Annotated in this window: 19 protein-coding genes; 16 read left to right on the plus strand and 3 right to left on the minus strand. The window is 62.9% G+C overall.

The genetic code is table 11. From position 1 onward, the window contains the following. Positions 1–111: 111 nt before the first annotated feature. The 15 genes from pstC (at position 112) to BXA07_RS22040 (ending at position 14,139) form a co-directional block, all read left to right on the plus strand. Entirely contained in the window at positions 112–1,083 is a 972-nt protein-coding gene (gene pstC / locus BXA07_RS21970) for a phosphate ABC transporter permease subunit PstC (protein WP_244556356.1), read from the plus strand. Next, positions 1,080–1,973 (plus strand): phosphate ABC transporter permease PstA, encoded by an 894-nt coding sequence (pstA, locus tag BXA07_RS21975; protein ID WP_076570860.1) that lies wholly within the window; start codon positions 1,080–1,082, stop codon positions 1,971–1,973. Before pstC ends, pstA begins: the two co-directional genes overlap by 4 nt. 26 nt (positions 1,974–1,999) lie before the next feature. Further along, the gene (gene pstB, locus BXA07_RS21980; RefSeq protein WP_071078203.1) at positions 2,000–2,794 is read left to right on the plus strand and encodes a phosphate ABC transporter ATP-binding protein PstB; all 795 of its coding nucleotides are present in this window, start codon (positions 2,000–2,002) and stop codon (positions 2,792–2,794) included. A 48-nt stretch (positions 2,795–2,842) separates the two neighbouring features. Then, a complete protein-coding gene (gene phoU / locus BXA07_RS21985; protein WP_076570862.1) occupies positions 2,843–3,553 on the plus strand; it encodes a phosphate signaling complex protein PhoU in 711 nt (236 codons plus the stop codon). 5 nt (positions 3,554–3,558) lie between these two features. Then, entirely contained in the window at positions 3,559–4,248 is a 690-nt protein-coding gene (locus BXA07_RS21990; RefSeq protein ID WP_076570863.1) for a response regulator, read from the plus strand. 11 nt (positions 4,249–4,259) lie between these two features. Further along, a complete protein-coding gene (gene phoR, locus BXA07_RS21995) occupies positions 4,260–5,576 on the plus strand; it encodes a phosphate regulon sensor histidine kinase PhoR (RefSeq protein ID WP_076570865.1) in 1,317 nt (438 codons plus the stop codon). Positions 5,577–5,651: 75 nt separating this feature from the next. Further along, a complete protein-coding gene (gene senA / locus BXA07_RS22000) occupies positions 5,652–6,848 on the plus strand; it encodes a selenoneine synthase SenA (protein ID WP_244556357.1) in 1,197 nt (398 codons plus the stop codon). Between the two features lie 35 nt (positions 6,849–6,883). After that, positions 6,884–8,824: a UvrD-helicase domain-containing protein gene (locus BXA07_RS22005; RefSeq protein WP_076570866.1), complete on the plus strand. Its 1,941-nt coding sequence runs from the start codon at positions 6,884–6,886 to the stop codon at positions 8,822–8,824. 94 nt (positions 8,825–8,918) lie between these two features. Continuing rightward, positions 8,919–9,833, plus strand: a complete 915-nt coding sequence (locus tag BXA07_RS22010) for an NAD-dependent epimerase/dehydratase family protein (RefSeq protein ID WP_076570959.1) — start codon at positions 8,919–8,921, stop codon at positions 9,831–9,833. Between the two features lie 108 nt (positions 9,834–9,941). Further along, complete coding sequence (locus BXA07_RS22015; protein WP_244556358.1) at positions 9,942–10,601, plus strand: LiaF transmembrane domain-containing protein; 660 nt, start codon at positions 9,942–9,944, stop codon at positions 10,599–10,601. Further along, positions 10,591–11,406 carry a LiaI-LiaF-like domain-containing protein gene (locus tag BXA07_RS22020; protein WP_076570868.1) on the plus strand — a complete coding sequence of 272 codons (816 nt, stop codon included), beginning with the start codon at positions 10,591–10,593 and terminating at the stop codon, positions 11,404–11,406. The genes BXA07_RS22015 and BXA07_RS22020 overlap by 11 nt, the downstream gene beginning before the upstream one ends. A gap of 6 nt (positions 11,407–11,412) precedes the next feature. Continuing rightward, positions 11,413–12,489 carry a sensor histidine kinase gene (locus BXA07_RS22025; protein ID WP_076570870.1) on the plus strand — a complete coding sequence of 359 codons (1,077 nt, stop codon included), beginning with the start codon at positions 11,413–11,415 and terminating at the stop codon, positions 12,487–12,489. An 11-nt stretch (positions 12,490–12,500) separates the two neighbouring features. Continuing rightward, on the plus strand, positions 12,501–13,229 hold the full coding sequence (locus tag BXA07_RS22030) for a LytR/AlgR family response regulator transcription factor (protein ID WP_076570871.1): 729 nt from the start codon (positions 12,501–12,503) through the stop codon (positions 13,227–13,229). A 58-nt stretch (positions 13,230–13,287) separates the two neighbouring features. Then, complete coding sequence (locus BXA07_RS22035; RefSeq protein ID WP_244556359.1) at positions 13,288–13,689, plus strand: type II toxin-antitoxin system RelE/ParE family toxin; 402 nt, start codon at positions 13,288–13,290, stop codon at positions 13,687–13,689. Between the two features lie 21 nt (positions 13,690–13,710). Beyond that, on the plus strand, positions 13,711–14,139 hold the full coding sequence (locus tag BXA07_RS22040) for an XRE family transcriptional regulator (protein ID WP_076570873.1): 429 nt from the start codon (positions 13,711–13,713) through the stop codon (positions 14,137–14,139). A 16-nt stretch (positions 14,140–14,155) separates the two neighbouring features. Here BXA07_RS22040 and BXA07_RS22045 read toward each other — a convergent pair whose 3' ends face one another. From BXA07_RS22045 to BXA07_RS22055, 3 genes are all read right to left on the minus strand, one after another. Beyond that, positions 14,156–16,420 (minus strand): ATP-dependent DNA helicase, encoded by a 2,265-nt coding sequence (locus BXA07_RS22045; protein WP_076570967.1) that lies wholly within the window; start codon positions 16,418–16,420, stop codon positions 14,156–14,158. Further along, positions 16,417–18,069: a VRR-NUC domain-containing protein gene (locus BXA07_RS22050; RefSeq protein WP_076570875.1), complete on the minus strand. Its 1,653-nt coding sequence runs from the start codon at positions 18,067–18,069 to the stop codon at positions 16,417–16,419. Before BXA07_RS22050 ends, BXA07_RS22045 begins: the two co-directional genes overlap by 4 nt. Before the next feature lie 95 nt (positions 18,070–18,164). Further along, positions 18,165–18,869, minus strand: coding sequence for an SMI1/KNR4 family protein (locus BXA07_RS22055; RefSeq protein WP_076570876.1), 705 nt, complete (start codon positions 18,867–18,869; stop codon positions 18,165–18,167). Between the two features lie 148 nt (positions 18,870–19,017). Between BXA07_RS22055 and BXA07_RS22060 the strand changes: the two genes are divergently transcribed. Beyond that, complete coding sequence (locus BXA07_RS22060) at positions 19,018–20,235, plus strand: MFS transporter (protein ID WP_076570878.1); 1,218 nt, start codon at positions 19,018–19,020, stop codon at positions 20,233–20,235. Positions 20,236–20,241: the final 6 nt, after the last annotated feature.

Below are 20,241 nucleotides of genomic sequence, written 5' to 3' on the forward strand. Positions count from 1 at the left end.
GAGTTAACAACAGCAGTAACTGCAAACAGTAGTACCGGCAGTACCACCCACATCTGGCACAATATGAGCGCACAATCTACCTCTTCCACGATCCCCATGCCAGGCGGCACCATGACCGATTCCGTCAGTCACGCGCAAATGCTTTCCACCATGCGCAAGCAGCGCATCCAGGATTTCATGTTCCACAAGGTGACGATGCTGTTCGCCCTGTCGGTGCTGATCGTCCTGGTCGGCATCATCATTTCGCTGATCATGGAATCGATCCCGGCCTTCAAGACCTTCGGCCTGCATTTCATCGTCTCGGCCGAGTGGGACCCCGTCAATGACCAGTACGGCGCCCTGATCCCCATCATCGGCACCCTGGTGACCTCCATCATCGCCTTGCTGATCGCCTTTCCCGTCAGCTTCGGCATCGCCCTGTTCCTCACGGAAATCTGCCCGGCCTGGCTGCGCCGTCCGCTGGGCACGGCTGTCGAGCTGCTCGCCGGCGTGCCTTCGATCATCTACGGCATCTGGGGCCTGTTCGTGTTTGCGCCCCTGTTTGCCGATCACGTCCAGCCCATCCTGAAAGCCACGCTGGGCAACGTACCTTTCATCGGCCAGCTGTTCAGCGGCCCCATGATGGGTATCGGCCTGCTGACGGCCGGCCTGGTGCTGGCCATCATGATCATCCCCTTCATCGCTTCCGTGATGCGCGACGTGTTCGAGATCGTTCCCGCCGTGCTGAAGGAATCCGCATACGGCCTGGGCTGCACGCGCTGGGAAGTGGTGCGCAAGATCGTCTTGCCATACACCAAGACCGGCGTCGTCGGCGGCGTCATGCTGGGCCTGGGCCGCGCGCTGGGCGAAACCATGGCCGTGACCTTCGTCATCGGCAACGCGAATAAACTGTCGTGGTCGCTGTTTGCCGCCGGCAACAGCATCACCTCGCTGCTGGCCAACGAATTCGGCGAAGCGCAATCGGCGCTGCACGTGTCCTCGCTGTTCTCGCTGGCCCTGATCCTGTTCGTCATCACCTTTATCGTCTTATCCGCCGCCAAGCTGATGCTGGCTGGCATGTCCCGCAAGGAAGGCACGAAATGAGCCAACTCAGCCAAGTTAGCACCGAAGTTCCGGCCAAGCCGGCCATGAATCCCGTCTACCGCAAGCGCCTGCTGATGCACCGCGTCGGCATCGCCCTGTCGGTGGCCGCCATGGCCCTGGGGCTGGCCGTGCTCGTGTGGATTTTGTTTACGCTGGTGATCAAGGGCTTCGGCGCCCTGTCCATCGACCTGTTCACGCAAACGACGCCGGCTCCCGGCAGCGAAGGCGGCGGCCTGATCAACGCCATCGTCGGCAGCGCCCTGATGGTGGGCCTGGCGACCCTGGTCAGCACGCCGATCGGCATCCTGGCCGGCATCTACCTGGCCGAATACGGCGAAGAAAACAAGCTGGCGCAAGTGACGCGCTTCGTGACGGACATCATGCTGTCGGCGCCATCGATCGTCATCGGCCTGTTCGTGTATGCGCTGTACGTGGCCCACGTCAAGCACTTTTCCGGTTACGCCGGCGCCATCGCCCTGTCGCTGATCGCCGTACCGGTGGTGGTGCGCACGACGGACAATATGCTGCGCCTGGTGCCGAACAGCCTGCTCGAAGCCGCCTTTGCCCTGGGCGCGCCGCGCTGGAAGGTCGCCACCCTGGTGCGCCTGCGCGCCGTCAAGGCCGGCGTCATCACGGGCGTGCTGCTGGCCCTGGCCCGCATCGCCGGCGAAACGGCCCCGCTGCTGTTCACGGCCCTGAATAACCAGTTCCAAAGCTTCAACATGAACGCACCGATGGCCAACTTGCCGTCTGTCATCGCATCGTTTGCGATGAGCCCGTACGACAACTGGCGCTCGCTGGCCTGGGGCGGCGCACTGCTGATCACCTTCAGCGTGCTGGCCTTGAATATCCTGTCGCGCACCGTGTTCAGCCAAAAAGTCCCACATTAAACAGATACCGAGCGAAGCGAACCCATATGAATACGCAAATGAATCCAGCCCAAGACCTGGCACCAAAGAAAAAAACCATCGAGATTTCGGGCCTGAACTTTTTTTACGGCAAAACGCAAAGCTTGCATAACGTCAACCTGGACATCCACGAGAAGAAGGTTACCGCCTTCATCGGACCGTCCGGTTGCGGAAAATCAACCCTGCTGCGCACCCTGAACCGCATGTATGACCTGTATCCGGGCCAGCGCGCGGAAGGCTCCATCCTGTACCGCGGCCGCAACGTGCTTGACGCCGACCAGGACGTCAACATGCTGCGCGCCAAGGTCGGCATGGTGTTCCAGAAGCCGACGCCGTTCCCCATGTCCGTGTACGACAACATCGCCTTCGGCGTGCGCCTGTATGAAGACCTGTCGAAGGGCGAGATGGACGAGCGCGTCGAGTGGGCCCTGAAAAAGGCCGCGCTGTGGGGCGAAGTCAAGGATAAGCTGAACAAGAGCGGCCTGTCGCTGTCGGGCGGCCAGCAGCAGCGCCTGTGCATCGCGCGCGGCGTGGCCGTGAAGCCGGACGTCTTGCTGCTGGACGAGCCGACCTCGGCGCTGGACCCCATCTCGACGTCGAAGGTGGAAGAGCTGATCAGCGAACTGAAACAGGACTACACGATCGCCATCGTGACGCACAACATGCAGCAGGCGGCGCGCTGCTCCGACTACACTGCCTATATGTACCTGGGCGAACTGGTGGAATTCGGCGAAACGGACCAGATCTTCATGAATCCGGCCCGCAAGGAAACGCAGGATTACATCACGGGCCGCTTCGGCTGATCCATCCCGCATGGCAACATACAAGACAACTGAATACGGAGAGACAGCATGTTAGGCGAACATTCATCCAAGCAATACGACAACGAACTCGAAGCGATCCGCTCGAAAGTGCTCCTGATGGGCGGCATCGTTGAAACCCAGTTCCTCGACGCGATGACGTGCTTTCGCATCGGCAATGCCGAGCGTGCCGACCGCGTGATGCGCGAAGACGACGTCGTCAACCAGCTGGAAGTGTCGCTCGACGACGCCTGCAGCCACCTGATCGTGCGCCGCCAGCCTGCCGCCAACGATTTGCGCACCATCATGGCCACCATCAAGGTGATTACCGACCTCGAGCGCGTAGGCGACGAGGCGACGAAAATCGCCCGCGTGGCGAAGAACCTGCACAAGCGCGGCAACGGCGTCGTCAACCATTACGAAATGGTGCGCGGCATCGCCAACACGGCCACCGACATGCTGCATGACGCGCTCGACGCGTTTGCCCGCAACGATGGCAAGCTGGCCTTACAATTAATTGCACAAGATGCCATCATCGACCACGAGTTTCGGTCTATCATGCGCAACCTGATTACCTTTATGATGGAAGACCCGCGCACGATTTCGGCGGCGCTCGATACCCTGTGGGTGGCCAAGGCCATCGAACGGATCGGCGACCATGCGAAAAACATCGCCGAATACGTGATTTACGTGGTTGAAGGCAAGGACATCCGCCACACCAAGGTGGCTGCTCCCGCCATTTCCGAGGAGCTCCCTGAGTAAGCTTTATGGCATCTGATAAAACCACGGTATTGATTGTTGAAGATGAGCCGGCCATCGTTGAACTGGTGACCTATTCGCTGCGCGAATCGGGTTGGAATTGCTGTTCCGTACAAAATGTCGCCGATGCCTGGGAATTCATCCAGCATCGCACGCCGCATCTGATCCTGCTCGACTGGATGCTGCCGGATCAGACGGGCTTGCGCCTGCTGTCGCGCATCCGCGCCGACCGCAATTTCGCATCGATTCCCGTCATCATGCTCACCGCCAAGAGCATGGAAGAAGACAAGCTGGCCGGCCTGAACAGCGGCGCCGACGATTACGTCACCAAGCCGTTCTCGCCGCGCGAGCTGCTGGCCCGGGCCAAGGCATTGCTGCGACGCAAGAGTCCGGAACACGCGCAGGCGCCCATGCGCGCCGGCAACGTCGCGCTGGACCCCGTCAGCTGCACGGTGATGATGGATGAGCAGAAGATCGATATCGGCCATGCCGAGTACAAGCTGCTGAAATTCCTGCTGGCCCATCCGGAGCGCGTGTTTTCGCGCAGCCAGCTGCTCGACAAGGTGTGGGGCGACCATGTGGTGATCGAGGAGCGCACGGTCGACGTCCACGTATTGCGCTTGCGCAAAGCCTTGAAAGAGGCGGAAAGCCTGATCAAGACCGTGCGCAGCGTCGGCTACATGTTGTCTGAAAAGTAAAGCCTCACTCTATGAATCCGAAATTGCTGTTCTGGGTGCCCGCCGCCTTGCGCATGGTGCTGGCGCTGGTGGGCGTGGCGGTGGTGTGGTATCTGTTTGGCGCCATCTATGCGCTGGGCATCGCCTTCGTGCTGATGGCCATGATGGTGTTCGTGCAACTGTCGTATCTGTTCCAGCTAAGTAACTGGCTGGACAACCCGGAAAGCGCCAAGCTGCCCGACGGCTGGGGCGCCTGGACCAGCATTTTCGCGCGCCTGTACCGCATGCGCCGCGACGACGAGAAAAACCAGGCCGAGCTGACGGAATGGCTGGCGCGTTTTCGCCAAGCAATGCATCTGCTGCCGGACGGCGTCGTCATCATGGACGACGTGCTGTTCCTCGAATGGTGCAACCCGGCCGCCGAGAAGCACCTGGGCCTCACCCACGAGCGCGACAAGGGCATGCGCGTCACTAACCTGATCCGCAGCCCCGAGTTCATGGATTACATCATCCTGGGCCGCTACGACCAGCCGCTGACGATCACTTTCCGCAACCGCAAGCTGATCGTGCAGATCATCCCGTTCGAAAACCGCCGCCAGATCCTCGTCACGCACGATGTGACGGAGACGGAACGCATCGAAATGATGCGCCGCGACTTCATCGCCAACGCCTCGCACGAATTGCGCACGCCGCTGACGGTCATCGTCGGTTTCCTGGAAATTGCTTCCGCCGAGCTGGACCTGGACGCCGCCACGCGCGCCGCCCACCTCAAGCTGATGACGGAGCAGGGCCACCGCATGCAGCATCTGATCGAGGACATGCTGACCCTGTCGCGCCTGGAATCGGTCGACTACCCGCTGCGTCCCGAGCCCGTGGATATCAAGAAGCTCATGCAGCAAGTCTTGCGCGACGCCAAGGGCTTGTCGGCAGGCAAGCATGAAGTGAAAATGGAATGCAACGGCCCCGACGTGCTGGGCAGCTACGACGAACTGTACAGCGCCTTCGGCAACCTGGCCTCGAACGCCGTACGCTACACGCCGGCCGGCGGCACCATCACCCTGCGCTGGCAGGACGGCCCGGCCGGACCGCAATTCATCGCGCAGGATACGGGCATCGGCATCAGCCAGGAGCATATTTCGCGCTTGACGGAACGTTTCTACCGCGTCGACAAGAGCCGCTCGCGCGAAACCCAGGGCACGGGCCTGGGCCTGGCCATCGTCAAGCACGTGCTGCTGCGCCACGGGGGGACCCTGGCCATCCAGTCCGTGGCCGACAAGGGCAGCAGTTTTATCGTCAGCATGCCCAAATCCGTCGTCACGCCGCTGCAGGGCGAATTGCTGGTCAAATAGCGGGGAAGGGGGCGCCTTGCCCCCGGTTCTCCTTGCGGCTGGTGTAATGTCGGCATAAGTCGTTACAATCAGGCCATGACTTTAATCAACGCTTCTTTTCGCCATGCCGGCGCGCAGCAACTGGCCCAGTCGCTGGTGGCCGCGCGCCAGGCCACCTTGTCCCTGTTCGATTGCTATGTCAGTGCCGGCCTGGACGTGGTGGCGGGCCTGCCCCGTCACCCGCGCCTCAATCCGCCCTTGTGGCAACTGGCGCAGATCGCCTGGTTTGCCGAGTGGTACATCCTGCGCGAAGCCCCGTCAAGCCATCCGGCCGATGCCGTGTATAACTCCCTGCTGACGCGCGGCGACGATCTGTTCGACGCCAACATGGTCGAACAGCGCGCACGCTGGAAGCTGGACTTGCCCAGCCCGGGCGCCGTGAAGACGTATTGCCACGAAGTGCTCGACCGGGTGCTCGACAAACTCTCGCGCGAAGCCAATGTCGACAGCGCCCTGGCGCCGTACCGGCTGGCGCTGGCGCATGAAGACCTGTGCGGCGAAGAAATGCTGGCCGGCTTGCAATGGCTGGGATTGGAAGGCCCGGAAACCCTGGCGGCCAGTCCCGCCGTGCCGGCAGGGGCGGGCGAGATTGCCTTTCCTGGTGGCACCATCGAACTCGGTTCGCCGCGCGATGACGGTTTTGCCTTTGACAATGAATCTCCCGCCTACGCCTGCTACGTCGCGCCGTTCGCCATCGACGCCGCGCCCGTGTCGAATGCCCGGTTTGCCGATTTCGTGTCCGATGGCGGCTACCAGAACCGCCAGTTCTGGAGCGCGGCCGGCAGCGCCTGGCTGATGCAGCAGGAGCGCTCGTCGCCCCGCTACTGGCTGCGCGAAGCGACGCAGTGGCGCACCATGCGCTTCGGCCTGCGCACCACCTTGCCGCCGAATGAAGCCGTGCGCCACATCAATCTGTATGAAGCGCAGGCGTATTGCGCCTGGGCCGGACGGCGCCTGGCGACCGAGGCGGAATGGGAGTATGCTGCGCTGTCCCGCCATCCCCTTTTTCAGTGGGGACAGGTGTGGGAGTGGACGGCGACGCCGTTCGAGCCGTATCCGGGCTTTGCCCCTGCCGCCTGGCGCGAATATTCGGCGCCGTATTTCATGCAGTACCAGGTCTTGCGCGGGGCCTCGTTCGCCACGCCGCCGCGCCTGCGTTCACCGCGCATGCGCGCCTTCCATGCGCCCGAGCGGGGCGATATCTTTGCCGGCTTGCGCACCTGCGCCTGGTAATAGCGTGAAAAGCAGCAACTATTTCAGGAATTCCTTTGAGTACAGATAACGCCCCGCAGTTCATTCCCAAACGCATCACGCCCACGCCGGAGCAGGTCGCCATCCAGACGGCGCAAAAGAAGGTCGTCCTGATCGACGCCAATGCCGGCGCGGCCAAGACGACGACCCTGGCCCTGCGCCTGGCCGAAGCCCTGCACCGGGGCCGCGCCCCTGAGCGCATGCTGGCCCTCGTCTTCACGGAAGCGGCGCGCGTGGCCCTGCGCCAGCGCCTGCTGGAAGTGGGCGTGCCGCTCGGCGTCGTCAAGCGCCTGACCATCGATACCTTCGACGCCTTCGCCGCCAAGGTGCTGTTGCAGCTGGAAAACATGCAGGTGGCATCCATGCGCAGCGATGAAGAGCTGCGCCCCGTGGCCTGGGAAGCGCTGGAAGTGGTCTCCGAGAAATACGCTCACCGCTACCCGCTGGAAATCAACACGACCAACGGCGCCATCGCAGAATTCCTGAAATTGCAATTGCGCACCAAGGCGCGCCTGGATTTCCAGAATCCTGACTTCGAGAGCAACTCGCTCGATGACAACTTGGAAATGCTGGGCATGTCGCGCACGCATTATCTGTGGCTGCGCGAATACGAAGGCTTGCGCGGCGCCGACACGGGCGACATCCAGTTCCGCGCCCCGTTCGACGCCACCTACGACCTCGTGCGCATGCTCGACGGCGACGAGCCGCTGCGCCAGCAATTGCCGGCCTTCCAGATCATCGTGGCCGATGAATTGCATGACCTGAACGAAGCGTCGTTCCGTCTGCTGACGATGCTGATACGCCGCGGCAACGCCTTCTTTTGCGGCGCCGGCGACAAGGATCAAGTCATTTACACGTGGTCGGGCGCCGACCACCGCTTCCTGCGCCAGCGTTTCGAGCAGGAATTTCCCGCCTTGCAGCGCCTGCCGCTGACGGCATCGTACCGCTACGGCCCGCAGCTGGCGCAGGCCGTGGGCGTGCTGAAGAACAAGGCCAGCGTGTCGGCCCTGTCGCGCGCCACCCGCATCGACCTGCTGGAATACGACCATGCGCAGCCGCAGGCCTGCAGCGCCCAGCTGATCGCCGCGCTCGAACACGCGCATGCGGGCACGACGGCCATCTTGCTGCGCGACCGCGACCAGGCGATCCGCGTGGAAACGGCGCTGTTCCAGAGCGGCATCGCGTATGGCCTGGTGGACATGAACAGCTATCTGCTGAGCCTGGAAGTGCTGATGCTGCGCGGCATGGTCGCCATCGCCCGCAAGGATTTGCACGCGATCAAGAGCGGCCCGCGCCGCGGCGAGATCCTCGAAGCCCTGGTGGCCTTCGCGGAAATCCCGTTTACGCGCACGGAGTTACAGCAAGCCAAGGCCGACGTGGCCAACTACCCGGACTTGCTGGAAGGTTTTCTGACCAATCAGCTGGCCAAGTCGGTCAACCAGGACAAGGCGGCGCTGACCCTGGCCGCCGTCGACTACCTGCGCGCGCTGCCCCCCGATGCCCTGGCGGGCGACGCGCTGCAGCACATCTTTGGCCTGATGCAGCTGGAACAGACGGCGCGCCGCATCTATGTCGATCCGGCCCAGGCGCGGGTCGTCGCCCGTTCCCTGCATGGCTTCATCGCCGTGTGCCGCGAGGCGGGCGTGGCGCTGGGCGGCTTTGCCGGCTGGCTGGGCGAGATGGAAGAGGCCGTGACGGTCTCGACCGGCAAGGCCAAACTCGTCATCGCCTGCATCGACCAGATCAAGGGGCTCGAATACAACCACGTCATCCTGCCTTACCTGGCCGTCGAAGAGTTCCCGCGCAGCAAGACCGATCCGCTGGAAGAAGAGAACCGTTTTTATGTGGCCGCCACGCGCGCGCGCGACAGGCTCACCTTGCTCACGCCGCAAGACCCCGCCTGGCGTAGCCGCTACATCGCGGCCCTGCAGCTCAAGATTGTTGCGCACAAGTCATAAATCTTTTGCCGCAGGGCCACTTTTTGCGAAAGACGAAAGCGCGCATACTTTGTTGCTGTGATTGATTGCAATCTGAACCAACAAAGGAGTAATGATGCGAATATTCTTGACCGGCGCGGCGGGTTTCATCGGCAGTTCCATTGCGGCGGGCCTCGTGCGCGCCGGCCACCAGGTGACTGGCCTCGTGCGCAAGCCCGAGCAGGTGGCCGAGTTGGCCGCCATCGGCGTGCAGGGCATCGTCGGCACCCTGAATGACCGCGAGCTGATCATCGAGCAGGCGAGGGCGGCGGACGCCGTCATCAATGCGGCCAGCAGCGACCACCGGGGCGCCGTGGAAGCCATTATTGAAGCGCTGGCGGGCACGAACAAAGTGTTTCTGCACACCAGCGGCTCGTCCATCGTGGGCGACGCGTCGGGCGGCGAGGGCACGGAACAGATTTATTATGAAGACAAGCTGCCGGCGCCGACGGCCGACAAGGCCGCACGGGTCGCCATCGATGAGCTGGTGCTGGCCAGCGCCGACAAGGGCGTGCGCGCCAGCGTGCTGTGCAACACCCTGATCTACGGACACGGCGCCTTGCCGCGCGACAGCGTGCAGTTGCCGCGCCTGCTGAAACAGGCGCGCAAGAGCGGCATCGTGCGCCACGTGGGGCCGGGCCGCAATATCTGGTCCAACGTGCACATCGGCGACGTCGTCAGCCTGTATCTGCTGGCGCTGGAAAAGTCGCCGGCCGGCACGTTTTACTTTGTCGAGTCGGGCGAAGCGGCTTTCCGCGACATGACGGCCGCCATCGCCCAGGCACTCGACCTGGGCCCCGCGCAGGACTGGCCGCTGCCCGAGGCGATCGCCGAATGGGGCTACGAGATGGCGTCGTACGGCCTCGGCTCCAACAGCCGCGTGCGCGGCGAACGGGCCAGAACACTGCTGGGCTGGCAGCCGCAGGGACCGTCCGTGCTGGCATGGATCAAGCATGACATGTTGCAGCCGCCGCACGCCACGGCTGTTTGATGCAGCTCAGCAAAACCGCATCTGTGTGCGCTAGCGAACGGTGCTTTTGCCCGATCAGGAGTATGATGACTTTGCTTGGTTGAGACGCACTGCCGTGAAGTTGGCGGCATGTTCGATCTTCCAGCAGGTCAGCCGGTCGCCTCAAGGATCGGCACCAGATTTCTGCCCGCGCTGGCGCCCTGCGCCACGCGGCTGTGCACTGCCACTCCAGGTCGCGGTGTGTACTGCGAACCCCTTCAAGGCCGGCCTAGCCGGTCTTTTTTTTTGCCTGCCGTTCCCTCCGCTGCGCCATTCACCGCTGCCTGTCCGCCGTTGGCCGAAGCGCTGTTTGCGCGCGGCCGAAATCCGCGTATCTTTACGATCAATCAACTTCAAGGGGCGACCGTGAAACCTGAACCAGCGTACTACCGCCGTACCCAGCTGCTGTGTGGCGTGCTGCTGATCGCCATCGGCGCCGTCATCCTGCTGGACCGGCTCGATGTGATCTACCTCCACGATTACTATGCGCTATGGCATTATTGGCCGGTGATCATGGTGTTCTTTGGCCTGAACAAACTGCTCGCGCCCGTGTCCGCCAAGCAAGTGCTGAGCGGGCTGTGGCTGATCTTTTTTGCCGCCTGGTGGTATGTGTCATATGAGGAGCTATGGAATTTGAATTTCTACAACAGCTGGCCGGCCCTGCTGATCGCCTGGGGCGTGGGCCTCGTGCTCGAACCGCTGCTGAACAAACATTTTATTGCCTACCGGGAGTCCGAGCATGAAAAATAGACCGCCGCTGCACTCGCCATCGCAGATCGTGCTGGGCGTGATCGTCATCGGCCTGGGGCTGCTGTTCCTGCTCGATAACCTGGGCTTCATCAATGTGCGCTATACCTTCCGCTTCTGGCCCACCATCCTCATCATTTTCGGCTTGCTGAAGATATCGCAAAGCCATAACCGCTCCGGCTACATACTCGGCGGCGTGATGGTCTTGCTGGGCCTGAGCTGGACCCTGAAAGCCATGGGCTTGTTTTATATCAACTGGAGCATGCTGTGGCCGCTGCTCATCATCGCCGCCGGCGTGGCCGTGGTATCGAAATCCCTGCCCGGCGCGCAGCAGCGGCAGCGCCGCCGGCATTTTGCCGCGCCACCGGACGCCAGCGCTGCACCCGACGCCTTCGGCCAGCCCAGGAATGGTGCCGTATCGCTCGACAAGGAACGCGCCGATGCTACTGCAGCGCCCGGCGCCAGCGCCCAGGCGGACGATGACAGCATCATCGAAGTGACGGCCATTCTCGGCGGCTACGTGCGGCGCGTGTCGTCGCAGCGCTTCAGGGGCGGCGACATCAACGTCATCATGGCCGGCTGCGAAATCGACTTGCGCCAGGCGTCGATCGAAGGCGAAGCCGTGCTCAACATATTTGCCCTGTGCGGCGGCGTCACCATCAAGATTCCGCCCGACTGGAGCGTCGTGCTGCAGGGCACGCCGATACTTGGCGGTTTCGAGGAAAAGACCATCGTGCCGCCGAACCAGGACAAGCGCTTGTACGTGACGGGCTACGCCATCATGGGCGGCCTGGAAATCCGCAACTAGGCGCGCATGTCGGGACCCTTGTCGAAGCGGCGCGGCGCCGTGGTGGTGTTCCTGGTCTGCATCGCGCTGGGCCTGGCCCTGGCCTTCATCCTGGCCAGGGTGGCGCACGCGCCCTGGCTCAATGCCGTCCTGCTGGTGGTGCCCGCCACGCTCGTGTATGCGATCGGCTCGGGTTTTTCCGCGTTTTACCTGTGCCGCGCCTACCCCTTGCACGCCCGCCATCCGCTGGCCATCGCCGGCGTGGTGGGCGTGGCGGCCCTGTTCGCGGGCTTGCTGTGGGCGACCCTGCTGCAATTTCTGAACAGCGTCAGCCTGTTGCCGGAAGTGCGCTGGCTGGGCGTGAACCTGACGCAATCGCTGCTGGCCCTGTTCTTCGGCCTGGGCGCGCTGCTGTATTGCCTGGCTGCCGCCGTCCATTATCTGCTGCTCGAATTCGTGCGCGCCAGGATGGCCGAGCAGCGGGGCCTGGAAGCGCAGCTGACGGCGCAGGACGCGCAATTGCGCATGCTGCGCACGCAGATCGACCCGCATTTCCTGTTCAACAGCCTGAACTCCATCAGCGCCCTGACGTCTATCGATGCGGCGGGCGCGCGCCAGATGACGGTGCAACTGGCCAGTTTCTTTCGCCAGAGCCTGAGCCTGGAAGCGCACAAGCACATTAGCGTGGAGCAGGAACTGGTGCTGATCCGCCACTTTCTTGCTATCGAACAAGTGCGTTTCGGCGCGCGCCTGCAAGTGGCGGAAAGCATCGACGCCAGCGCGCTGACCTGTTTGCTGCCGCCCATGCTGATACAGCCGCTGGTGGAAAACGCCGTCAAGCACGGCATTTGCAATTTGACGGACGGCGGGCTGATCGAGATCAAGGCCCGGCGCGCGGGCAGCTTGCTGCAGATCGCCGTGCGCAACACCGTTGATGCGGATCAAACGGCATCGCGTGGCACGGGCGTGGGGCTGGAGAACGTGCGCCAGCGCCTGGCCGGCGCCTATGGCCACGAGGCCAGCGTGCACTGGGGCCGGCGCGACGGCCAGTTCGAAGTGATGATTTCCATGCCGGCGCAGACCGGCGACACGGAGGAAGCATGATGCAGGCAAGAATGCGGGTGGCCATCGTCGACGATGAATTGCTGGCGCGCAGCGTGCTGCGCGAATACCTGGCGCGCCACGACGATATCGACATCGTGGCCGAGTGCGCCAACGGCTTCGACGCCGTCAAGGCCATCGCGGAACTGGAACCGGAACTGGTGTTCCTCGACATCCAGATGCCGCGCCTGGACGGCTTCGAAGTGGCCGAGCTGATCGGCGCGAAGACAAGGTTGATCTTTGTCACGGCCTATGACCAGTACGCCTTGAAAGCGTTCGAATGCCATGCCCTCGATTATCTGCTCAAGCCGTTCAGCGAACAGCGCTTCGAGCAGGCGCTGGCCCATGCGCGCGCCCACCGCAGCACGCCCGACACTGTGCAAGCGCTGGCGCGCGAGGCGGCCACGCGCGCCGCGCCCCTGGACCGCGTGCTGATCCGCGACGGCGCCAAGGTCCACGTGATCGCCAGCGCCCGGATCGATTACATCGAGGCGCAGGACGATTACATCAGCATCCGTTCCGAGGGCAAGTCCTACCTGAAAAGCCAGACCTTGGCGGAGCTGGAAACCCAGCTCGACCCCGCCAAGTTCCTGCGCGTGCACCGCTCCTACCTGCTCAATATCGACGGTATCCGCCGCATCGAGGCGGCCACCAAGGACAGCCACGTGGCCATCTTGCGCGACGAGACGAGGATACCGGTGAGCAAGGCGGGCTACCAGAAACTCAGATTATTGGTGGGCTAGCATTTTCTGTGGCGTAGATGCATAATCATCTATGCGTGATATCATCAGGAGATGATAATTGAATGCACCGAAGATTTGGCCGGTCACGTTTCACGATGACTTCGATGCGGAATTCGATGCTCTGCCGATAGATGTCCAGGATGAATTGCTGGCGAGTGCCGATGCGCTGTCGAAGCTGGGTCCGGCTGCCGGGCGTCCTCATGTCGGGACGTTGAAGAATCCTAAACACCCGAACATGAAAGAGCTGCGTTTCAAGGGCAATAACGGGGCAGAGGTGTGGCGTGCGGTCTTTGCTTTCGATACCCGGCGAGAGGCGGTGATTCTGGTTGCGGCAGCCAAGCAGGGTGTCGACGAGGACAGGTTTTACAGGGATTTGTTGTTCAAGGCAAATGCGCGCTACGAGCAACACCTCAAAAACCTGACCACGGCGAAAGCAAGGCAGGGCAAAGGCAGGAGATGACTTTAGGAACAGGAGCTTGCCATGGGAAGAAATCTGAACGACGTGATCCACAGTTTGCCGGCCGAGCGTCAGGCAAAAATTGCGGCTCTGTCCCAGGAAAAAATGCAGGAAATGATAGCGCATGCCGCCACGCTGACGGATTTCCGCAAGGCCGTGGGCAAGACCCAGGCGGAGGTTGCCAGGGAACTCGGGATTCAACAGCATGCCGTTTCCCAGCTGGAAAAGCGTACCGATACCTATGTCTCGACCTTGCGCCGCTTTCTGCAATCGCTGGGCATGACATTGGAATTGTCGGTCGTCGCGCAAAACGGCGTTCGTATCGAACTGCACAATTTTCTGCGTAGCCAGGAAGTTGATGCCGATGTCCATGACAGTGCGCTTGCTGCGTCTGCGACGCCCCCAGGAAAACGGAAGGCCAGTGTGCCGCGCAAGCGGGCTGGCAACACCTGAAGAGATTAACCGCGTGCTATCCGCCAGCCAACTGCACATCCCACCACGTGGGCAAGAGCTGGCGGATTTCCGGGCGCGAGAAACGGTCGTCGATCAGGTACACGACGCCCTTGTCGGACGTGGTGCGGATCACGCGGCCGGCGGCCTGCACCACCTTCTGCATGCCCGGATACAAATACGTGTAGTCGTAGCCGGCGCCGAAGATGTCGCCCATGCGCTGGCGGATCTGCTCGTTGACGGGATTGATCTGCGGCAAACCCAGGGTGGCGATAAAGGCGCCGATCAGCCGGGCGCCGGGCAAGTCGATGCCTTCGCCGAACGCGCCGCCGAGCACGGCAAAGCCGATGCCGCGTGTTTCCAGGCCGAAGCGGCCCAGAAATTGCGCGCGGGCACCATCATCCATGCGGCGCGGCTGCTGCCAGATGGGCACGTCCGGGTAGTGCTGGGCGAACAGGGTGGCCGTCTTTTCCATGTAATCGAAGCTGCTGAAGAAGGCCAGGTAGTTGCCCGGCGTTTCCGCGTATTGCTTCGCCATCAATTGCGCGATGGGCAGCAGCGACGCAGCGCGGTGCTGGTAGCGCGTGGAAATGGTATCGGCCACGCGCACGGACAGCTGTTCCGCCTGGAATGGCGATTCCACGTCGACCCAGGCCGTGTCGGCCGGCATGCCCAAGGTATCGCTGTAGTAATTCCACGGGCTCAGGGTGGCGGAAAACAGGGCCGTGCTGTGGCTGGCCGCGAAGCGCTCTTTCAAAAAGGGGGCCGGCACGATGTTGCGGATGCAGACGGTGGAACCCGTGTCCGTTTTGCTGACGTCGAACAGCGAGTGCTCGCCGAAACTTTCCGCCAGGCGGTTGATCAGCAGCACGTCGAAATAAAAGCGCTGCAAATCCTCGTCCAGCGCGGCCGCATGCTCGGCCATGTAGTCGCCGATGGCCGTGGCCACGCCTTGCAGGGCGCCAAAGAATTTGTCGGGCAGGGCCGCATGCACGTGGTAGTCGCCATCCTGCTCCTTCAATAGGGCCGACCACTGGCGCGAGAGGCGGTCCAGCGGCTTTTTCAAGCCCTCGGGCGCGAACTTGCGCAGCATTTTCAGGTCGGTATGCGCCAGTTCGGCCGAATACATGCTGCGCGCGCGCGACACCATATTGTGCGCTTCGTCGACCAGCACATTGACTTTCCAGTCGTGGGCCAGGGTCATGCCGTACAACATGGCGCTGAGGTCGAAATAATAATTGTAGTCGCCGATGACGACGTCGCTCCAGCGCGCCAGTTCCATGCCCAGGTAGTAGGGGCAGATACCCTGCTGCAAGGCGATGGCGCGCACGGCTTCCTTGTCCAATATCAAACCACTGGCCAGCGCCACCTCGCGCGCCAGCGGCAAACGATCGTAAAAACCCTTGGCCAGCGGACACGATTCGCCATGGCACGCTTTGTCGGGATGCTCGCAGGCGCTGTTTTTCGCGCTCAGTTCCAGCACGCGCAGGGGTAGCAGGGGGGCGCTCTCCTTGAGGATGGCGCAGGCGTCGAGCGCCATCTGGCGGCCAGGCACCTTGGCGGCGAGGAAAAACAGTTTGTCGAGGCCATGCGCGGCCGTCGCTTTCAACATGGGAAACAGGCTGCCCACCGTCTTGCCGATGCCGGTCGGCGCCTGCGCCAGCAAGCCGCAGCCACGGCTGCTGGCCTTGTACATGGCCTCGGCCAGCTGGCGCTGTCCCGGGCGGAAGTTGGCGTGGGGAAAGGCCATGGCCGTGAGCTGCGCGTCGCGGCTGGCCCGGTGCGCCATTTCCTGCTCGGCCCAGTCGAGGAACAGCGCGCAATGCTGCTCGAAGAACAGGCGCAGCGCCTCGGCCGTGCATTCCTCGTGCATGACCGTTTCCTTCTGGCTCACGATGTCGAAATACACGAGCGCCACGCGCAGCATGGGCAGGTTCAGCTGCTGGCACAGCAAATGGCCGTAGATGCGCGCCTGCGCCCAGTGCAGCTGGCGGTGGTTGGCGGGCATCGTGTCGAGTTCGCCGCGGTAGGTCTTGATTTCTTCGAGCTGGCGGCGCGCCGGGTCGTAGCCATCGGCGCGGCCCCGCACGTGCAGGGGGCCGAAGTCGCCGCACAGGCTGATTTCGCGCTGGTAATCGTCGTCGCGCCGGCCCGTGACGGTGGCGTGGCCGGCCATGCCTTCCTGCGCCGTGGGCGAGGGGGTAAAGCGCAGGTCCAGGTCGCCCACCTTGGCCGTGAATTCGCACAGGGCGCGCACGGCGATGGTGTAGGTACGGCCGCTCATGCTGCCGCCTGCCATTGCAGGTAGCATACGCTGACGGGCATGGCGTGTTCGGCGCAATAGGCGATCCAGCGCAGCTGGTTGTCCTGCAGGCGGTCGCCCGGGCCCTTGACTTCGATCATGCGGTAGCGCCGTTCTCCGGGCCAGAACTGGATCAGGTCGGGCAAGCCGCTGCGGTTGCTTTTGATATCGAGCAAGATGCGCTCGAATGCCTTTTTCAGGTGGTCGGCCGGGATGCAGGCCAGCGCCAGGTCCAGCAAGCCGTCGCCCAGCGCCTCCCAGCTGACGAAGGGCGAGACGATGCCGTGCTTGGCGGCAAAGGTGGCGCGGATGGCGGCGTGGTAGCTGCCGTCGTCCAACTGCGCCAGGCAGGCGGCGAAGTCGCTGCTGCGGCGCTGGCAGAAATCGGCGCTGTGCAAGTCGGCCGGGCCACGGTGGAACGGGTGGAAGAAGGCGCCCGGTATCGCCTTGAAGATGGCGGGCCAGCACAGCAGGCCGAACAGCGAGTTGATCAGTGTGTTTTCCACGTAGTACACGGGAGAGTCGTCCTGCATCAGGTGTTGCTGCACCACGCCTTCCACGTAGCACGCCGCGCCCGGATGCGGCAGCAGCAGGTCGATGCGCTCGACGCTGGCGGCTGCGCCTGCCGCCTGTTTTCCATGGCCCAGCTTGCGCCGCAAGCGCGGCGCCATGCGCAGCAGCAATTGTTGCTCCGCCTCGCTTTCCGGCGCGGCCAGGGCGATCAGCAGGCGCTCGTAGGCCGCTTGCGGCTGTTCATCTTTTTCCAGCACGCGGATGGCGCGGCCCCGCGCGCCCGGATAGCGGCAATCGGCGTAGGCGCGGTAGGCGGCGGGCCAGTCCTGGCATTTTTCCAGGTGCTGGGCGATCTGGAAGCGCAGCTTGTCGCGCCGGCTGGCCAGCCAGGTATTGTCTTGGGGTAATGGCAGCGCGGCCAGTTCCTGCAGCACTTCGTCCGCCGGGGCGCTGTCGTTGTAGCGTTCGCGGCACTGGTGCAGCACTTCGTAGTGCTCGATATCCTGGCGCGTGCGAAAACCGCGTGATTCGGGCGAGAATTCCACTTTTTCATATTGGTACACGCCCAAGTCGGACAGCACGAATTCCGACCAGTCCTGATGATAGTTGCCAAAGTAAATCAGGCGCAAGCGGTCGCACAGCGCTTGCAGGCCGATGCGGTACAGCACGTCGCCGGAAGCCGGATGCCAGGCGGAAAACGGTTTATTTTCCCCGTGCTGCTCGCGCAAGGCATCGAGCTGCTCCGCCTTGCGCGCCGCCTTCAGGGGCGGGGCGAGGCCGAACGCCTGGGCGATTTCCCCTTTCAGCAGTTGCTCGAACAGTTCATCGAGCGCAATGACAGGATCGGCTTCCACCCAGCCCGTGGCCAGCAAGGGCAGGGCGGCCGCGCGCGTGTCGCCGATTTCCGGGTAATTGAGTTTGCTGGCGCGAAACAGGCAGCCCTTGCGCATGACGAGGCGCACGAACAGGGCGCGCGACGGCTGCGGCAGCTGGCCGAATGCGGCGATGAAGCGCGTCTCTTCAGCGCTCAGCAGATCGGCGTAACGCGCGCTGATCCAGCTCAGCACATCCTGGAAATTATCCAGATAGTACAGGGGATTTTCCAGGACTCTCAGCATGGGGATGGCAATAGGGCAAGTTGCAAGGTGATGGTTTTTACTGTGTTTATATACAGTTTAAACCTTCATCCGCCGCTTGCACAGCGATTTTATGCTCAGCCAGCCGTGCCGTAGGCAAAACCGCTGTCGAACTTTTCGTAGGGAATGCATTCGCTGCGCAGGCTGGCCAGTTCTATATCGGTCAGCAAGCCCCGGTGCGCTTGCCTGCGTCCTTTCGGCAGCGCCACCTCGTAATCGACGATGTCCCTGGCCAGCAGCGCGTGCAGTATCTGCGCCTGTTCCGGCGGCAGGTAGCGCGCATGCGTGCCCAGGGTGTTTTCCAGCTGCTCCCTGAATTCCTCGTCGCTGACCTCGTTGTAGGTATCCTGGTCCGCCATGCTGTTTAATAACATGTGAAACAGGAAGTCCTGCAGATTCCGGGCAACATATTGGGCTTCATTCTGGTCGTGCCACAGCAGCACGATGGGCAGTTCGCCGTCCTGTTCGCCTGACGCGAAAAAGCAGTAGTGGTCGCCCGCGCCCGTTTGCGCGAACGGGATGAAGCGCAAGGCGGGGTCGACCTGCCGGTAATCCTCCGCGTCGCGCAAGGTGTCCGCCTCTTCGGCCACGGCCTTGAGATTGAGCAGTTCGAAATCATCGGCATGCAGCAGCAGGGTGGGCTTGTCCTTCAACGTGGGATAGACCAGCTTGTACCAGTCGGGGCCATATTCGCCCACGTCCAGCATGCCGTCGCGCTCCAGTTGCCGGTACAGCGAGGGGTAGGCGAAACCGTGTTGCCGTTCAATTTCTGACAGTGTCATGGGTGTCCTGTTCAACGTGATTCATGCGGGCATGATAGCCGAGGCAATGGCGCGCACGGCAGCAATGCTAGCGGCAATTAATAAACATTTCAGTTTACTTATATGGCATGGCCACGTAGTCTTGCCAGACACCATTGATCGAGCCCGCATGAAAAACATCATCCTGATTTCCGCCGCCTGCCTGCTGGCGCTGCTGTCGACCATCGGCGCCTCGCTGCCGTACCCGATTTTGCCGCCGCTGTTCGCCGCCGAAGCACCGAACGCCTTCAACAATTTCCTCGGCTTGCCGTCGAAATTGCTGTTCGGCCTGGCCCTGACCATCAACCCGCTGGGCTTGCAGATCGGCTCCGCCCTGCTGGGGCCCTTGTCCGACCGCTATGGCCGCCGTCCCTTGCTGATGCGCACGGCCGTGGGGGCCGCCATCGGCCATGCGATTACGGCCTGGGCGCTGGTAATCCAGTCGTATCCGCTGTTCATCGTGGCCCGTTTCATCACCGGCCTGCTGGAAGGAAATGGCGCCGTGGCGCGCGCCATGCTGGCCGACCAGCTGACGGGCCCGCTGCGCCTGCGCGCCATGTCCTGGCTGAATGGCGCGTTTTACCTGGGCTGGCTGGTGGGGCCGATTTTGGCGGGGGCGACCCTGCATTGGGGCGTGACGGTGCCGTTCTGGATCGCCGCCGCCGCGCTGATGCTCGTCGCCGTGCTGGTGGCCGTCGGCTTGCCGCGCGAAACGCCCTCGCTATTGACGACGTCGTGGTGGCAGGTGGCGCGCGACCGCCATTCGCTGAACCTGCTGCGCCACGAGGAGCTGCGCACCCTGTTCATCGTGCAGCTGGCGCTCACCTGCGGCGTGGCCAGCTTCTATGAGTTTTATCCGCTGTGGCTGGTCGAGACGGCCAATTACCATGCGCAGGAAATTGCCTGGGTGAATGTGGGCCTGTGCGGCACGATGACGGTCACGTCCTTGCTGGCGGGCGGCCCCAGCCGCCACGCGCCCTTGCTGCGGGCCAGCTGGTATGCGTGCGGCGTGGCGCTGGCCGTCGGGATTTTGGCATTGGGCAACATCTGGGTGGGGATTGCCGCCATCGTGCTGTTCGGCATTCCGAACGCGCTGTACAACACGGTGATCCAGGGCTGGTGCGCTGAACGCTTCAGCGCGCACGGCCAGGGTGCCGTGATGGGCTTGCTGGCCACCACCTTTTGCATCGCCAACATCGTCGTGGCCTTGAGCGGCTCCGTGCTGACCCTGATCGACACGCGGCTGATCCTCGTCGCGGGCGCTTTGTCCGCCGCCTGGGCCGCGTGGCGCATGGCGGCCTGGCGCCGCCAGCTGGCCGGCGAGGTTGACGCGAAAGCCGTGGCGTGAGCGGCA

Source organism: Janthinobacterium sp. TND4EL3 (assembly GCF_900156175.1).
In the GTDB taxonomy this organism is placed as follows: Bacteria; Pseudomonadota; Gammaproteobacteria; order Burkholderiales; family Burkholderiaceae_D; genus Janthinobacterium.